Source organism: Lichenifustis flavocetrariae, assembly GCF_026130545.1.
Taxonomy (GTDB): domain Bacteria; phylum Pseudomonadota; class Alphaproteobacteria; order Rhizobiales; family Beijerinckiaceae; genus Lichenihabitans; species Lichenihabitans flavocetrariae.
Genome location: NZ_JAMOIM010000051.1, coordinates 1 through 14,731 on the forward strand (window position 1 = coordinate 1; position 14,731 = coordinate 14,731).

Consider the following 14,731-nt stretch of genomic DNA (forward strand, 5'->3'; position numbering starts at 1 on the left):
TCTCGACACCCAATTCATACGCTATTTCAGCAGGTTGCGCCACATCCGCCTACCCACGCTGCATAATCCGGGCTAGGCCAGCCGCAATCCTTCCTTTAAAGGTTGTTCTAAATGCAGTTGTTGCCGACAAAGTCCTGCCCACATCCGAGAGACTGTCCCCGACACTCCACAGCGACGAATAGGTCTTCGTGACGGTTTGTGCCTGTGCGCTATCGTGTATCAAAGGCGCCCAGAAGCTCACGATGGCCGACGACAGCAGCGCAATGCCCCACGCGGAGCGCGCGCCGACATGGAAATTCGCAAACATATTAACTCCTGGGGATCGCGCACCCGTTTAAGCAGGAACTTGGTTAATCATTGGTTAAACTCGCTTCGGGCGAGGTTGTTTTCACCATTTGTGACGTTGTTGCATCATTCCAGACAGTAGAGACCCGGATGTGCTCAATGTGCTGTGGCGCATTGGAGGCAAGACCGGCGAGGCCTCATGCCGGGAAATAAACCCCGCAGAAGATGTGTGAAGTCTTCGATAGTTCTATGTATTCAGCGAGGAAGTTGCGGATTTTCTTGCCGCAAGCGCGAGACAGCGCGCCGTCATCCCTTCAGGCGATGTGTGTGTTCAGTCGACGGGCGAGGCTCGGCACCGGAAGAAGCCAATGGCGGGCGCCCATTCCATCCATTCTCAGATCCAAGCAGGGCTCCGGCCGAAACCAGAGCGGGTCGCATCAATGATCGCCTTAAAACCGCCGAGATGATTCGTCCGCTTGATGCGGGCAGATATTTGCCAAAACAAGCGCTTTCCTCAACCATGATTGCGAAACGACTGTCGGGATTGCGTAGCCTTGGCGAGACAAACCGGGTGGTAAACATTTTTGCCACAGGCGTTCACGGTCTGGCCACCTTTCCGCCGCGCTACGCATAGCGACCTTCGCCCGCTCGCCTGGGGGGAACGGCCCGTAGGAGGGATGCGGGGCCTGACAGATCATCCTCTGTTGAAACATGACTGCGTCGGTGGATTTTCTCTGCACATCGCTCATGGTGTCTTCGTCGACACTGTCCAAGTCATCGGAAGACATGCCCCGCACCAGAAAGAGCCTCCCGGCCGTCGCGTCCCTCGCGTTCCGCGCGCCGCAGGGCTTCGACATCGCGGATCCGGACGAACTATCGGAGGTACTGAGGCGCGCCGCGAATACTCGAATCGAGTATCGGCCCGCAACGAAGAAAGAACCTTTCCGGTCCGTCTATGCCGTCGCGGGGACGGATCGCATGCAACTCTTTGCCAATTCGGCTTTGGCGACACACTACTCATGCTCGTCTTCGAGTGAGCAGAGAGGCCTCGTGATCATCCCCTTTCTCGGTCATGGGCTGATCCGTTGCGATGGACAGTCCGTCGCCTGGGGCGGAGGGCAGGCCGTCTACCATCCTTCGGACGCATCGAGCGGCGAGGCGACCCCACGGTCTCTCGTTGGCGTCTACGCGACTTTCGCGACACTCCAGGCGCTGGCCCGGACAATGCTTGGGGCGGATAGTTCGGGCGTCCCGGACCAGCCGCTCGACCTCAGCAAACCGCGCTCTCTCGACCTCGATGTGGCCGGAGTCCAGTTCGGACAGATCTTTCGACATCACATGGAGTTGCTCAACGCCATGGGCGGCGATGGGGAGCGGATGCAGCGTAGCGGCCTGGACGACATGATGCTGCGAGCCATCACCATGCTGTTGGCTCCCGAACGCTTCCTTGCCGACGACCCCGTTCCGCCGCGCACCGACGGCAGGGTCGCGGAGGTTTGCGACTACATCTGCGCCAACCTCGACAGAAAGATCACACTGACGGATCTCGAGAGCTTGAGTGGGCTGTCGGCACGCAGCCTGCAACATCGCTTCCGTGCCGCCTTCGGTCGGACACCGATGCAATGGTTGACCGACCAGCGTCTCGCCGCGGTGCGGCAGCGGATTTTGTCGGCGACCCCCGGCATCACCCTGACCGAAATCGCCAGCCCGTATTTTGGAAACCTTGGTGATTTCGCGCGTCAGTATCGGGAGCGTTTCGGCGAGCGGCCGTCCGAGACGCTTCAGCGCATCCAGAGGAAGCGCCTCAAGACGTAGCACCGATAGGCGCCATTCGCCGTAAGCGCCACTGCTCTCAGCGTCATCACCTGTGATTCTGACCTGCTTCGACAGCTATAGCGGCGCTGCACCCATTCCGGGTTTCGACCCTTCGCCCCCCTTGCGCCTACGGCATTCACAGATCTCAGCGGAGCTGCCTGCAATTCCCCTCTCCCTTGTGGAGAGGGGTTCGGGGTGGGGGTTGCAACTGGAGAAGACACTGGCTTCCTGAAGAAAACCGCGCGTTCGTCGCGACCCTCACCCCCGGCCCCTCTCCACAAGGGCCCACAAGCGAGAGGGAGAAACCGCACCAGGCCTTCGACAATGTTTGAATCCGATCGCCGCTTGCGGGACGAAGGGACGCGGCACCCGCCGAGCCTCATGCAGGTCGGTAGAAGCCGGGCCTTATTCCGATCAAGAGCGATTTCAGTCGGGCAAAGTTTCGTGGTTTCGTTTTGGCTGGCGCGCCATCTCACGTCATGCAAGTCCCGTTAACCGCGTTTACCTCTGGCGCGACAGTCACGTTGCCTCATTTACCTTCGCCCAACGATGCTCCGGCATGGTCGCGCCCGCCGGGTGGAACTGGAGCGCACGGAGCGGGATGACGGCGGGGACGACCTTCAAAGGGATGCTGCGGGCCGCCGCGTTTGGAGTCGCGGTGTCGGCCTCGCAGCTTGCCTTCGCGGCGCCCGAGACAGGTCCGATCAAGGTCGGCCTTTATCTGAGTGCCCCTTTCGCCATGTCCGCCCAGGGGCGCCCCACGGGGATGGCCGTCGACCTGTGGACAAGTGTCGCCGCGAGGCTTGGGCGGCAATCCACCTTCGTGATCAAGTCGAGCCTGCCCGAACTCCTGAAGGCCACGGCCGATGGCACCGTCGATGTCGCGGTCTCGAATCTGACCGTTACGGCGGACAGGTCGCAGAAGCTCGATTTCACCCAGCCCTGGTATGATGCCGGCCTGCGCATCATGATCCAGCAGGAGCGGGAGCTCGGGGCTTGGGAATTGCTGCACGATTTGAACAGGCTCGGCTATCTCGCGAGCTACGCTTGGCTCGGGGGCTTGATCGCCGCGATCACGGTCGTGCTGACCTTGATCGAGCGCAGGATCGACATGGAGTTTCCACGCGAGTGGAGTCACGGTCTGGCGCAAAGCCTTCATCACGTCATGTCGGTGGCCACCTCGGGCCGCACCACTCACAAGAACCTGTTCGGCAGCCTCGGCACGGCCTTCGCGGCCCTCTGGATGGTGTGTGGCGTCGCCGTCGTGGCCTACGTGACCTCGACGGTCACGACCGTCATGACACGGAACGCCATCGTGCGGCACATCGGCAGCCTCGCGGATCTGCCGGGCAAGAGAATTGGCGTCGAGGCGGGGAGCGCGGCCGAGGACTACATCCGAGCGGTTTCCCTTGACGCCCGGCCCTACGACACCCAGGACGCCGCGGTGACCGCCTTGCTGTCGAGGGAGGTCGATGCCGTGGTGGGGGATGCGGCCAATCTCGAATATTTCGATGCCACTCACCGGTCGCTGCCCGTCACCCAGGTCGGCAGGATCTTCGACACCAGCAAATACGCCTTCGCGTTGCCGCCCGGCAGCCGGCTGACCCGTGACATCACGGTGCAATTGCTCGCCCTGCAGGAAGACGGAACGGTCGATAAATTACGTTCCCGCTACTTCGCAGTGGCGCCATGATACCGGAAACCGCGGCGTGCCGCGGAACCAGGACTAGGGACCTATGCTGAGCTTCGCATTGTCGTTTCGATATATCTTGGCGGTTGCCATCCTTGGCATGGCGGCGGGTGCTGTCCTGATGTTCTGGGAGGGGGGCCTCGAGATCCGCGACGCGGTTCTGCACACCTGGCTGGCCGACGGGACCAAGCCGTCCGTCATCACGGACGTGATGGAGGCGACCGACAAGTTCCTGTTCGGCATCGTCCTCGTGATCTTCGCCTTTGCGATCACGTTCGGGTTCCTGGTCGAACTGTCCGGCGCTGCGCGGGCCCGCCTGCCGCGCTGGATGAATGTGACGGATGTGGGCGAACTCAAGCATGTGTTCTTCGAAGTCATCCTCGTCTATCTCGCGGTGGATTTCGTGACCGATATCGCCCGCTCCGAGGATCATCGCGAGTGGACCGAACTCGTCGTGCCCGCCGCGATTTTGTTGCTGGCCACCGCGATCCGGTTGCTTGCCGGCACACATCCGAAAGCGTCGCAACACGGCAATGACAAGGACAGCGCAGCCGAAGGGCCGCGGCACTCCTGATGCCGCGAATATGCGATGCGGCGCGAGACCGAGACGCAGCGGGCTGAACAATACGCAGTTCTGAAAGCGGGACGGACGTGAAGGGATCGGCGGCAGAACGACAGTTCTTTACCGCCCAGCCCTGAGCGCCTGCAGCAACTTCACACTCGCCCTTCCATCGCGGGGCAGGCCCACGCGGGCCTGATAATCGGCGATCGCCTCCCGGGTCTTGGTGCCCATCACGCCATCGGCATTGCCGATCGCGAAGCCGGCCGCGATAAGCTTTTCCTGGACTTCGCGGCGCTCGATGCGGGAGAGGCCGGGGTCGTCGGTGGGCCATTGGCCGACGAGCGGCCCGCCGCCGGCGATCCTGTCGGCCAGCACCCCGATGGCCAGCGCATAGACCTCGGCCGCATTGTAGGTATAGAGCGCGTCGAAGTTGCGGGTGACCAGGAAGGCCGGCCCGGTGGGTCCGCCGAGCAGCAGCAGGCCAGTCTCGGGTCCGGTCAACGGAGCGCTGTCGGCACGCGTCACACCCTTGGCGGCCCAAAAGCCGGCCGGATGCCGGTTCTTGCGGCCGGAGGGACCGTTGTAGCCCGCCGGGAGCTTCACCTCATACCCCCAGGGCGCGCCCGCCTGCCAGCCCGAGGCCCTGAGATAGGCGGCCGTGGTGGCGAGGGCATCGGGCACCGAATCGACGATATTGGCGTGGCCGGTGCCCTCGAAGTCGACGCCGTGGCGCAGGAAGGTCGAGGGCATGAACTGCGTGTGCCCGAAGGCGCCCGCCCATGAGCCGTTGAAACGCTCGGGCGCGACATCGCCGCGCTGCAGGATCAGGAGCGCCGACACGAATTCGCCGCGATAGAACTCCGGCTTGCGGCCGTAGCACGCGAGCGTCGCGAGCGACTGCACCACGGGCCGCGCCCCGAAGGTGCGGCCGAAATCCGATTCGACGCCCCAGACCGCGACCAGGATCGCCGGATCGACCCCGTAGCGCGCGCCGATCCGCTGCAGCGCGGCGGCCTGATCCGCATAGGCCTGCTTGCCGTCGGCGATCCGCTGGTCGTCGACGAGCCCGGCCATATAGTCCCAGGGCGGGGTCGAGAATTCGGGCTGGTTGGTCTGGAACGGGAGCACATCGTTCGGCTGGAGCCCGTTCGTCGCTCCCTCGAAGGTCTCTGGCGTCACGCCCTTTGCCAGGGCGGCGGGCTTGAGACTTGCGAGGCACTCGGAGAAATCGGCTGCGTGGGCGGAGCCGGTCGCGCAACAGGCGGTGAGGATCGCGAAGACCGCGGCTTTGCCCAACCGGATTGCAGTGCTTTGTCGCATACGGAGCACGGTAGCAAAGTCCGGCAGCACAGGATAGGCGGGCTTTCGGGCAGATCTCAATCCTTGACCAAGGTCGTGAAGTCGGACCACTGCTCGACCCGAAATGCCCGTATGTCCCTCACGCACCGCGGCAGCCACGGCAGGCCTTTCAAAGATAGAATCGCCGAAAACAGTTGGGTCAAGTCTTCCGTCTGGCTGAGGTAGAGACTTCCCTGAATCCAGTTGAAGCCATGGCCCGCCAGAGTTGTCCGGATGTCGTTGTAGGCCTGGGCAATCCCTTTGGGATGATGCGTCTGGACCTCAGCCACGATCAAATCGAACGCGATGGCGAACATTACCGCTCCCGAGGATCGTCGAGGACCTCTGAGAGTCGGTAATCCAACTCTTCCCCCGTCTCCACGACGCGGATATGAACCAGGCTGTCGCCGTCCTGGTTCGTGGCTCCGATCGACACGATTTCATAAACTGGGCCGCTTGTGCCGAATCGCCGCCACGTCCCCACCAATCCATCAGGGCGAAGCGGAAGCGGGAGGGTGTCGGGAGCGTTCATTCAACCATTATGCGCGATCGATCGAAGCTCTTCCACACTGATCGGAAATCCCCGAGCACCACATCGCCATTCCCGCAATCCAAACGATCGGTTTCACCGCCGTTTCAGACCTTCGTGTCAGCTTTTCCGTGACAGGCGATGAATGCGGGAGACGCGATATGAACGTCAGGAACAGCAAGGCCCTTGCCTTTGCGTTGGCCTCCATCCTTGCAGCCGCGGCTCCCGCCAGCGCTGGCACCTACAACAACTGGGGCGCGGCCCGGGAGGCAGCTGTGATCGGCGGCGGTTACGCCATTGGCGAAGCGATCGGCCGCGACGCCGTCTCGGGCTATGACGGAGGCGCGCTTGACGATGGCGCCGGATCTCGGCCCTCCCGCCGACCCTGCGCGGTGCGCAAGCCCGTCTATGACAGCACCGGCGCCTTTATCGGCTATCGCGGCATTCAGCTCTGCTGAGCCGCAGAGGGGTGGTCCTCAGCATTCCGGCAGATTGACCGCAAGCCCGCCCAGGCTGGTCTCCTTGAACTTGGCATTCATCTCCTCGCCGGTCTGGCGCATCGCCGCGATGCAATTGTCGAGCGGCATGAAGTGCGAGCCGTCACCGCGGAGCGCCAGGGAGGCCGCGGCGACCGCCTTGGTGGCCCCGATGCCGTTGCGCTCGATGCAGGGCACCTGCACGAGGCCGGCCACGGGGTCGCAGGTCATGCCGAGATGGTGTTCGAGTGCGATTTCGGCTGCGTTCTCCACCTGGGCGGGCGTGCCACCCAGCACGGCGCAGAGGCCCGCCGCCGCCATGGCGGCGGCCGAGCCCACTTCGCCCTGGCAGCCCGCTTCGGCACCGGAGATCGAGGCATTGTGCTTGATGAGGCCGCAGATGGCGGCGGCCGTCAGAAGATAATCGGCGATGCGGGCCGGGTCGGCCCCGACGCATTGGTCGAGGTAATAACGCCCGATGGCCGGCACCACGCCCGCCGCCCCGTTGGTGGGCGCCGTGACCACCCGCCCGCCGGCGGCATTCTCCTCATTCACCGCCATGGCGAAGACCGAGAGCCAATCGGAGGCCACGTGCGGCTGCATGCGGTTCGAGCCGCGCTCTTCCTCGAGCTGTCGCAGGATCGTGCGGGCACGCCGCTTCACCCGCAGGCCGCCAGGCAACTCGCCCTCGAAGCGCAAGCCGCGTTCGATGCACCCGTCCATGGCGGCCCAGATGCGAGCCAGCCCGGCATCGAGCGCGGCCGGATCGTGGTCGACGCTCTCATTGGCGCGCTTCATGGCCGCGATGGAAAGCCCGCTTGTCTCGGCCATGCGCAGCATGTCAGCGGCGGTCGCGAAAGGGTAGGGGTAGGCGGCGGTCTCACTCGTCTTGGCGACGCCGTTGGCGCGTTCAGCGGCCGTCACCACGAAGCCGCCGCCGATCGAATAGTAGGTCTCGGCCAGTACGACCGCGCCGGCCGCGTCGAGCGCCTCGAACACGAGGCCATTGGCATGTCCTGGCAGGGGAGGACCATAGTCGAACACGATGTCGACGGCCGGGTCGAAGGCGAGCGGCGGCAGGCCGTCGGCCGCGATCCTGCCGGCGGTCGCGAGGGCCGCCAGTTGCCGCTCGGCGGCATCGAGATCGATGGTGGCGGGCGTGTGGCCCAGGAGGCCGAGCGCGACCGCGCGGTCGGTGCCGTGTCCCTTGCCCGTGAAGGCGAGCGAACCGTGCAACGAGGCCCGCAAGCGGACGGCTCGCGTCGCGCTCGGGCTCTGGCGCAGAAGATCGAGGAACAGGGTCGCCGCCGTCATCGGGCCCATCGTGTGTGAGGACGAGGGGCCGATGCCGATCTTGAACACCTCGAAGACGCTCAGGAACATGGTGCGGACTCCGGTCCAGGGGCCAAGAAGCGGGCGATGGTCCGAGCCGCAACGACGCCTGTGTGTATGCCGCGGCCCGCACGTGGGCTCGTTGTCGGGAGACGCTTTCGCGCCCGCACCCGACGCGGCCTCGTTTGTGTTACACGATGCGGCCCCGTGCCTTGGCCCCGAGACCGCGATGGACAATCCTTTTCTTCCGCTTTCCTTTATCGCAGGCCCGGCCATCCTCACCAATGCGTCGACGGTGCTGCTCAACGGCGCCAGCATCCGGTACAATCTGGCGATCGGGCTTTGGCGCGATCTCGAGGCGGAGTCGCATGGCCGGGGAACCGCCACGGGTTTTCTGTTCACCGATCGCGGTCGTGCGCTGCTGCTCGCCGAGCGGCGCGTCGTGTACATCGTGCGGGCGCTGACGCTGCTCTACGCGGCCGTCGCGGGGTTCGGCCTCAGCACGTTGACGGGGTTGAGCGGCGCGCTGCTGGCCGACGGCGGCCCGGGTTGGGCTGTCGACGCTGCCAAATTCGCGACCCTGATCGCCGGCGCCTTCGCGCTTTTCTGTCTGCTCGTGGCCGCCGGCACCTTCACGCTGGAAAGCCGCTGCACCATGAAACTCCTGCATCTCGGCCTGCACCATCTCCGCGTCCGACCGCGCGAGCGGCGTGACGAGACCGCTGTTTGAGGCCGGCATCGATCGCCTTGCGCGGGCCCCGATTCCATGATCCATCCGCGCCATGACCGATATCGCCCATCCCGACACGCTCGACCTCCAAACCCGCCGCCGTTCCGTGCCGCCGCCGGCCCTGACGGGGCCGGGGCCAGACCCGGTGCAGTTGCAGACTCTGCTGACCATCGCGGCCCGGGTTCCCGATCACGGCAAATTGGCACCCTGGCGCTTCATCGTCTTCGAAGGGGAAGGGCGGCTCCGTGCCGGCGAAGCGCTCGCAGCCCTCTATGCGGCCGACCATCCAGAGGCCGACGCGAAGCGGCTCGATCTCGAACGACGGCGCCTTGCCCAGGCCCCCTTGGTGATCGGGGTGGTGTCGCGCGCGGCCCCGCATGTCAAAATTCCGGAATGGGAACAGCTGCTCTCGGCCGGCGCAGTCGCCATGAACTTGATCCTGGCCGCCAATGCGATGGGCTTTGCGACCTCCTGGCTGACCGAGTGGTATGCCTATGACCGTCGCGCCCTGACGGCCCTGGGCCTCGACGAGACTGAGAAGATGGCCGGTTTCATCCATATCGGGCGGCCGACGGCCGTCATCGAGGATCGGGTCCGCCCCAACTTGGCAGACCTCATCACGCGGTTCTGATTCGCCGCCCTTAACACCGCGTCAAGCAATCCGGGTGCATTTTCGCCTCGAGTTGAAGGAAAGCTTGACGGGGAGGCGGAATGATCAGGGTTCGGCCTCTGCTTCGGTTCGGAGTGATTGGGTTGCCGCTCGGCTTGGCGGCCTGTGCGTCGGCCGATAGCCTTGGGATCGACACGAGCGACCCCAATTGCGTCCTTCTCTGCGCCCTGACCCGGGCCTTGACGGGAGAGCATCCTCCACCTGCACCGCCGCAGCCGGCCCGCGTGCCGCTCCCTCCGGCAAAAGCCGCCGCGGCCGAGCCCTCCCGGCCGCCTGTTCCGGTCCGGCAAGCCAGTCTGACACGATCCGTGCCGCCGACGTCGCTTCGCCCGAGCGTAGCACCGGCCCCGGTAGCGCCCTCACCCGCGCCGCCGCGCCCGACCGCGCAGATGTTGGCCTCGCCGGCCCGGCCGCCTGCCGCCGCAGTCCCGTCACCACGTCCCCTGCCAACGCTTGCCCGTCCGATCCCGGGGAGTGTCGCGATCGTGCCACCCTCCTGGCAGGACCACTGAGACCAAGCTGCATGAGGTTCGACTGGTCGCCCTTGGCTGGATATCAGGTTCTGACCCTTCGCCTCGCTTGTTGGGAGAAGGTGCGCGAAGCGCGGATGAGGGGCGGATAGGGCAGGCAGCCCCTCATCCGGCCTGACGGCCACCTTCTCCCCGCAGGCGGGGCGAAGGGACACATCACCCATCGAGCCCCATGCAGGTTGGTATGAGAGCTCGACGGAAGTCGGCGGACGACCTGAACTGATCGTGCCTGAGTGCGTTCTCCTGCCATAACGGAGATTGTCACATGCGTTATCTGATCGCTGCCGCTCTCATCGCCTGCGCACCCATGGCTTCGGCCCAGGCCGGGTGCATTACCGGGGCCATCGTGGGTGGTGTCGCGGGGCACATGGTCGGTCACGGCGGGGTCGGGGCTGCTGCTGGGTGTGCCGTCGGGCACCACAACGCCAAGAAGAAGCAGCAACAGCAAGCCGCCCCTCAGGGCGATGCTCAGCCCAAATAAGCCTCAGACCGACAGTCGAGCGCGCACTTCGTGCTCGACCATGTCGGCCCTGGTGCCCGCGATGACGACCGCGCCGCGGTCCATCACGGCGAAATCGTCCGCGAGGTCGCGGGCGAATTCAAAATATTGCTCGACCAGCACAATGGCCATGTCGCCCTTGCTTCGCAGATAGTCGATGGCGCGGCCGATGTCCTTGATGATCGAGGGCTGAATGCCCTCGGTGGGTTCGTCGAGGACAAGCAGGCGAGGGCGGGTGACAAGGGCTCGGCCGATCGCGAGCTGCTGCTGCTGACCGCCCGACAGGTCGCCGCCGCGCCGGCCCATCATGGTCTTCAGCACGGGGAACAGCGTAAAGATCTCGTCCGGGATGTGGTGCAGTTTGCGCGCGACCGGTGCGAAGCCGGTCATCAGATTCTCGCGGACGGTCAGCAGAGGAAAGATCTCACGGCCCTGCGGCACATAGGCGATGCCGCGCTTGGCCCGGTTGTGGGTCGGCACCTTTGAAATGTCCTCACCTTCCCAGACGATCTTGCCCCCGCGGATGGGCTGATGTCCCACGATGGCGCGCAGGAGCGAGGACTTGCCGACGCCATTGCGACCGAGCACGCAGGTGACCCGGCCAGGTTTCGCGCCAAGGGACACCGACCGCAGGGCTTGCGCGGCGCCGTAATAGAGGTCGATCGATTCGACGTTCAGCATGACGACATTCAACTGTTTCCCCTGACCCGCGTGACCCGGTGATCTACCGCCCCAAATACACCTCGATTACTCGCGGATCGGCGCTCACCGCATCGAGCGAGCCTTCTGCCAGCACCGCACCTTCGTGCAGCACCGTCACCTTCACCCCAAGCTCGCGGACGAAATGCATGTCGTGCTCGACGACGACCACCGAGTGGTCGCGGGCAATCTCGCGGAGGAGCTCGGCGGTCGTGGCCGTCTCGGCATCAGTCATGCCTGCGACGGGCTCGTCGACGAGGAGCAGCTTCGGGTCCTGGGCCAGGAGCATGCCGATTTCCAGCCACTGCTTCTGGCCATGCGAGAGATCGGCCGCCGGACGCAGGCGATGGTCGGTCAGCCGGATCGTCTTGAGGATCGCGTCGATACGAACCCTCTGGTCCGCTGCCGCCTTGCCGAACAGCGTCGCAAAGGCACTGCGAGGCGCCTTGAGGGCCAGCAGGATGTTGTCCTCCACCGTGTGGTTTTCGAAGACGGTCGGCTTCTGGAATTTGCGGCCGATGCCGAGTTCGGCGATGTCGGCTTCGTCGAGCTTGGTGAGGTCGGTCGATCCCCCGAAATAGACATCCCCCTCGTCAGGTCGCGTCTTGCCGGTGATGCAGTCCATCATGGTTGTCTTGCCGGCGCCGTTAGGGCCGATGATGGCGCGCATCTCGCCCTTGGCGAGGACCAGCGACAGGCCGCGCAGGGCCTTGTAACCGTCGAACGACACCTTGACGTCGTTGAGGTACAGCAGCGAATTGGTCAGTGCGTCCTTGGTCATCGGCCGCCCTCCGGTATGGCGATCTGTTCTTCGGGTGCGATGGGCATCTCGGCCGGCGGCTGCGGCTTGCGCCTGGCCGTCATCCGGTCGATCAGGCCGAGAATCCCCTTCGGCAGGAAGAGCGTCACGATGACGAAGAGGCCACCGAGGCCGAACAGCCAATATTCGGGAAAGGCGCCGGTGAAATAGGTCTTGCCGAAATTCACCAGGATGGCGCCGAGCGCCGCACCCACCAGGGTTCCCCGGCCCCCGACCGCGACCCAGATGACCGCCTCGATCGAGTTGGCCGGCGCGAATTCGCCCGGGTTGATGATGCCGACCTGCGGCACATAGAGGGCTCCCGCCACGCCCGCCATCGCGGCCGACAGGGTAAAGACCAGCAGCTTGTAATATTCGACGCGGTAGCCCAAAAACCGCGTCCGGCTCTCGGCGTCCCGGATGGCGACGATGACCTTGCCGAATTTCGAGGTCACCACAGCGGCCGCCACGATATAGCCGAGCGCCAGCGCGATGGCGGAGGTCGAGAAGAGCGCGGCGCGCGTCGCGTCCGACTGGATGTTGAAGCCCAGGATATCCTTGAAATCGGTCAAGCCGTTGTTGCCGCCGAACCCCATGTCGTTGCGGAAGAAGGCGAGGAGCAGCGCGTAGGTCAGCGCCTGGGTGATGATCGAGAGGTAGACGCCCGTCACCCGCGACCGGAACGCGAACCAGCCGAACAGGGCCGCCAGCGCACCCGGCACCAGCACCACCATGAGGCAGGCATAGAAGAAGGACGAGAACCCCCACCAGGTGAACGGCAGGCTGTGCCAATTGAGGAACACCATGAAGTCGGGCAGGTCGGGATTGGCATAGGTGCCGCGCGCGCCGATCTGGCGCATCAGATACATGCCCATGGCGTAGCCGCCGAGCGCGAAGAAGGCGCCGTGGCCGAGCGACAGGATGCCGCAATACCCCCAGACGAGGTCGAGCGCCAAAGCCAGCAGGGCGTAGCAGAGATATTTGCCGAGCAGCGCCACCACGTAGGGCGGCATGTAGAGGGCCGAATTCGGTGCGACCTTCAGGGTCAGGACGGGCACCAGGATGGCGGCGGCGATGCAGAGCGCGAGGAAGATCGATCCGCGCTTGCCGAGAACGGTCTGTGCGATCACGTCAGGCCTCCACGGATCGGCCCTTGAGGGCAAAGAGCCCCCGTGGCCGTTTTTGAATGAACAATATGATGAAGACCAGCACGGCGATCTTGGCCAAGACCGCGCCCGCCAGCGGCTCCAGGAATTTGTTGGCGATGCCGAGCGCGAGAGCCGCGACCAGTGTGCCCCACAGATTGCCCACGCCGCCGAAGACCACGACCATGAAGCTGTCGATGATGTAGCTCTGTCCAAGGTTGGGCGAGACGTTGTCGATCTGGCTCAACGCCACGCCGGCGATGCCGGCGATGCCGGAGCCGAGCCCGAAAGCAAGCGCATCGATGCGCCCGGTCGAGATGCCCATGGCCGAAGCCATGCGGCGGTTCTGCGTCACGGCGCGCATGCGCAGGCCGAAGGGCGTAGCGCGCAACACGAGTTGTAGGGCGACGAAGACGCAGATCGTGAAAGCGATGATCCACATGCGGCCCGAGGTGATCTCGAGCCCGCCGAGGTGGAAGGAGCCGGACATGAAGGAGGGTGCGCCGACCTCCTTGTTGTTCGCCCCGAACGTCGTGCGGACCGCCTGTTGCAGGATCAGCGAGATGCCCCAGGTGGCCAGCAGTGTCTCCAGCGGGCGGCCATAGAGATGGCGGATGACCAGGCGCTCGATGGCGATGCCGACGGCGCCGGAGACCAGGAAGGCCAGCGGCACCGCGATGATCAAGGAGGCGTCGAACAGGCCGGGCATCGACGTGCGGATGACTTGCTGCACAACGAATGTCGTGTAGGCGCCGATCATCACCATCTCGCCATGGGCCATGTTGATGATGCCCATGACCCCGAACGTGATCGCGAGACCGATGGCGGCGAGCAACAGCACGGAGCCGAGGGACACTCCGTACCAGACATTCTGCACCGCCTGCCAAATCGCCAACTGCATCGAGATGGCGCTGAGCGCGGCTTTGGCGGCTGTGCGCACTTTGTCCATCGACGCGTCATCGGGCGCGACGGTTGCGAGCGGGGTTAGCAAACCCTGCGCATCCTGGTCGCCGCGCAGCTTCAGCACCTGGATGGCGTCGAGCCTCTGGTCGGCCGTGGCATCTGGCTTGGTGGCAAGAATGGCCGCGCGGGCCTGCAGCAGGGCGGCTTTCACAGCCGCGTCGTTTTCTTTGGCAAGCGCGGTTTCGACGGGCGCCAGCTGGTTCGCATCATGCGAGCGGAACACCGCATTGGCGGCGTCGAGGCGTTTGGTGGGATCGGGCGCCAGCAGGGCCATCGAGCCGCCCACGCTTTGGAGTTTCGAGCGCACGGCATTGTTCAGCCGCACTTTTTTGAGCGTGGAGGCATCCACACCCTCCGCCTTCGCGCCGGTCTTGGCGTCGAACAGCGTGTCGGAGGCGTCCTTGTAGAAAATCTGCTTCGACCCGGGATCGAACAGCAACCGGTTGTTGGCAAGCGCGTCCATGACGGCGGCGGCCGTGGGCGCGCCTGAGCCCGAGAGGGAATCGATCCCCTTGTCGGTCTCGGGAAACTTGTCCTGCGCGAAATGCCCGAGGGCGTCATCGATCGCGTCGGCGCGCGCCGGAGATGTCACGGCGCAGGCGGCGGCGACGAGGAAAAGAAGGGTAGCGAGGGCTTTGAAAAAGGTCATCAGCATCGGCCCTGCTGGAG

16 protein-coding genes are annotated in these 14,731 nt (G+C 64.7%); 8 read left to right on the plus strand and 8 right to left on the minus strand.

Translation table 11 applies throughout. From position 1 onward, the window contains the following. Nucleotides 1-1,071: 1,071 nt before the first annotated feature. From M8523_RS31685 to M8523_RS31695, 3 genes are all read left to right on the plus strand, one after another. A complete protein-coding gene (locus tag M8523_RS31685; protein WP_282588838.1) occupies nucleotides 1,072-2,100 on the plus strand; it encodes a helix-turn-helix domain-containing protein in 1,029 nt (342 codons plus the stop codon). Between the two features lie 559 nt (nucleotides 2,101-2,659). Continuing rightward, a complete protein-coding gene (locus tag M8523_RS31690; RefSeq protein ID WP_282588839.1) occupies nucleotides 2,660-3,793 on the plus strand; it encodes a transporter substrate-binding domain-containing protein in 1,134 nt (377 codons plus the stop codon). Between the two features lie 43 nt (nucleotides 3,794-3,836). Beyond that, nucleotides 3,837-4,364 carry a YqhA family protein gene (locus tag M8523_RS31695; protein ID WP_282588840.1) on the plus strand — a complete coding sequence of 176 codons (528 nt, stop codon included), beginning with the start codon at nucleotides 3,837-3,839 and terminating at the stop codon, nucleotides 4,362-4,364. Between the two features lie 108 nt (nucleotides 4,365-4,472). Here the strand turns inward: M8523_RS31695 and M8523_RS31700 are convergent, their stop codons facing one another. The 3 genes from M8523_RS31700 to M8523_RS31710 are packed head-to-tail and all read right to left on the minus strand — an operon-like array spanning nucleotide 4,473 to nucleotide 6,222. After that, nucleotides 4,473-5,672 (minus strand): lytic murein transglycosylase, encoded by a 1,200-nt coding sequence (locus tag M8523_RS31700; protein WP_282588841.1) that lies wholly within the window; start codon nucleotides 5,670-5,672, stop codon nucleotides 4,473-4,475. Between the two features lie 56 nt (nucleotides 5,673-5,728). Further along, the gene (locus M8523_RS31705) at nucleotides 5,729-6,007 is read right to left on the minus strand and encodes a virulence factor (RefSeq protein ID WP_282588842.1); all 279 of its coding nucleotides are present in this window, start codon (nucleotides 6,005-6,007) and stop codon (nucleotides 5,729-5,731) included. Continuing rightward, entirely contained in the window at nucleotides 6,007-6,222 is a 216-nt protein-coding gene (locus M8523_RS31710; RefSeq protein ID WP_282588843.1) for a DUF5397 family protein, read from the minus strand. The genes M8523_RS31705 and M8523_RS31710 overlap by 1 nt, the downstream gene beginning before the upstream one ends. A gap of 158 nt (nucleotides 6,223-6,380) precedes the next feature. Between M8523_RS31710 and M8523_RS31715 the strand changes: the two genes are divergently transcribed. Beyond that, nucleotides 6,381-6,677 (plus strand): hypothetical protein, encoded by a 297-nt coding sequence (locus M8523_RS31715; RefSeq protein WP_282588844.1) that lies wholly within the window; start codon nucleotides 6,381-6,383, stop codon nucleotides 6,675-6,677. Nucleotides 6,678-6,695: 18 nt separating this feature from the next. On the opposite strand, the gene M8523_RS31720 is transcribed toward M8523_RS31715, so the two are convergent. After that, the gene (locus M8523_RS31720; RefSeq protein ID WP_282588845.1) at nucleotides 6,696-8,078 is read right to left on the minus strand and encodes an L-serine ammonia-lyase; all 1,383 of its coding nucleotides are present in this window, start codon (nucleotides 8,076-8,078) and stop codon (nucleotides 6,696-6,698) included. Between the two features lie 178 nt (nucleotides 8,079-8,256). Between M8523_RS31720 and M8523_RS31725 the strand changes: the two genes are divergently transcribed. The 4 genes from M8523_RS31725 to M8523_RS31740 all read left to right on the plus strand — a co-directional run bounded on the left by M8523_RS31725 (nucleotide 8,257) and on the right by M8523_RS31740 (nucleotide 10,438). Further along, entirely contained in the window at nucleotides 8,257-8,757 is a 501-nt protein-coding gene (locus tag M8523_RS31725; RefSeq protein WP_282588846.1) for a DUF2721 domain-containing protein, read from the plus strand. Between the two features lie 52 nt (nucleotides 8,758-8,809). Further along, nucleotides 8,810-9,388 carry a nitroreductase family protein gene (locus M8523_RS31730; protein WP_282588847.1) on the plus strand — a complete coding sequence of 193 codons (579 nt, stop codon included), beginning with the start codon at nucleotides 8,810-8,812 and terminating at the stop codon, nucleotides 9,386-9,388. A gap of 80 nt (nucleotides 9,389-9,468) precedes the next feature. After that, nucleotides 9,469-9,939 carry a hypothetical protein gene (locus M8523_RS31735; RefSeq protein ID WP_282588848.1) on the plus strand — a complete coding sequence of 157 codons (471 nt, stop codon included), beginning with the start codon at nucleotides 9,469-9,471 and terminating at the stop codon, nucleotides 9,937-9,939. Between the two features lie 283 nt (nucleotides 9,940-10,222). After that, the gene (locus M8523_RS31740; protein ID WP_282588849.1) at nucleotides 10,223-10,438 is read left to right on the plus strand and encodes a hypothetical protein; all 216 of its coding nucleotides are present in this window, start codon (nucleotides 10,223-10,225) and stop codon (nucleotides 10,436-10,438) included. 3 nt (nucleotides 10,439-10,441) lie between these two features. On the opposite strand, the gene urtE is transcribed toward M8523_RS31740, so the two are convergent. The 4 genes from urtE to urtB are packed head-to-tail and all read right to left on the minus strand — an operon-like array spanning nucleotide 10,442 to nucleotide 14,717. Then, nucleotides 10,442-11,137, minus strand: coding sequence for an urea ABC transporter ATP-binding subunit UrtE (gene urtE, locus M8523_RS31745; protein WP_282588850.1), 696 nt, complete (start codon nucleotides 11,135-11,137; stop codon nucleotides 10,442-10,444). Nucleotides 11,138-11,180: 43 nt separating this feature from the next. Then, nucleotides 11,181-11,936, minus strand: coding sequence for an urea ABC transporter ATP-binding protein UrtD (gene urtD / locus M8523_RS31750; RefSeq protein WP_282588851.1), 756 nt, complete (start codon nucleotides 11,934-11,936; stop codon nucleotides 11,181-11,183). After that, nucleotides 11,933-13,081, minus strand: a complete 1,149-nt coding sequence (gene urtC, locus M8523_RS31755; protein ID WP_428351755.1) for an urea ABC transporter permease subunit UrtC — start codon at nucleotides 13,079-13,081, stop codon at nucleotides 11,933-11,935. The genes urtD and urtC overlap by 4 nt, the downstream gene beginning before the upstream one ends. Nucleotides 13,082-13,085: 4 nt before the next feature. Beyond that, complete coding sequence (gene urtB / locus M8523_RS31760; RefSeq protein ID WP_428351749.1) at nucleotides 13,086-14,717, minus strand: urea ABC transporter permease subunit UrtB; 1,632 nt, start codon at nucleotides 14,715-14,717, stop codon at nucleotides 13,086-13,088. Between the last annotated feature and the right edge of the window lie 14 nt (nucleotides 14,718-14,731).

Coding starts and splice junctions, on each gene's coding strand:
- M8523_RS31685 (WP_282588838.1), top strand. CDS start 1,072: ATGCCCCGCACCAGAAAGAGCCTCCCGGCCGTCGCGTCCCTCGCGTTC.
- M8523_RS31690 (WP_282588839.1), top strand. CDS start 2,660: ATGGTCGCGCCCGCCGGGTGGAACTGGAGCGCACGGAGCGGGATGACG.
- M8523_RS31695 (WP_282588840.1), top strand. CDS start 3,837: ATGCTGAGCTTCGCATTGTCGTTTCGATATATCTTGGCGGTTGCCATC.
- M8523_RS31700 (WP_282588841.1), bottom strand. CDS start 5,672: ATGCGACAAAGCACTGCAATCCGGTTGGGCAAAGCCGCGGTCTTCGCG.
- M8523_RS31705 (WP_282588842.1), bottom strand. CDS start 6,007: ATGTTCGCCATCGCGTTCGATTTGATCGTGGCTGAGGTCCAGACGCAT.
- M8523_RS31710 (WP_282588843.1), bottom strand. CDS start 6,222: ATGAACGCTCCCGACACCCTCCCGCTTCCGCTTCGCCCTGATGGATTG.
- M8523_RS31715 (WP_282588844.1), top strand. CDS start 6,381: ATGAACGTCAGGAACAGCAAGGCCCTTGCCTTTGCGTTGGCCTCCATC.
- M8523_RS31720 (WP_282588845.1), bottom strand. CDS start 8,078: ATGTTCCTGAGCGTCTTCGAGGTGTTCAAGATCGGCATCGGCCCCTCG.
- M8523_RS31725 (WP_282588846.1), top strand. CDS start 8,257: ATGGACAATCCTTTTCTTCCGCTTTCCTTTATCGCAGGCCCGGCCATC.
- M8523_RS31730 (WP_282588847.1), top strand. CDS start 8,810: ATGACCGATATCGCCCATCCCGACACGCTCGACCTCCAAACCCGCCGC.
- M8523_RS31735 (WP_282588848.1), top strand. CDS start 9,469: ATGATCAGGGTTCGGCCTCTGCTTCGGTTCGGAGTGATTGGGTTGCCG.
- M8523_RS31740 (WP_282588849.1), top strand. CDS start 10,223: ATGCGTTATCTGATCGCTGCCGCTCTCATCGCCTGCGCACCCATGGCT.
- urtE (WP_282588850.1), bottom strand. CDS start 11,137: ATGCTGAACGTCGAATCGATCGACCTCTATTACGGCGCCGCGCAAGCC.
- urtD (WP_282588851.1), bottom strand. CDS start 11,936: ATGACCAAGGACGCACTGACCAATTCGCTGCTGTACCTCAACGACGTC.
- urtB (WP_428351749.1), bottom strand. CDS start 14,717: ATGCTGATGACCTTTTTCAAAGCCCTCGCTACCCTTCTTTTCCTCGTC.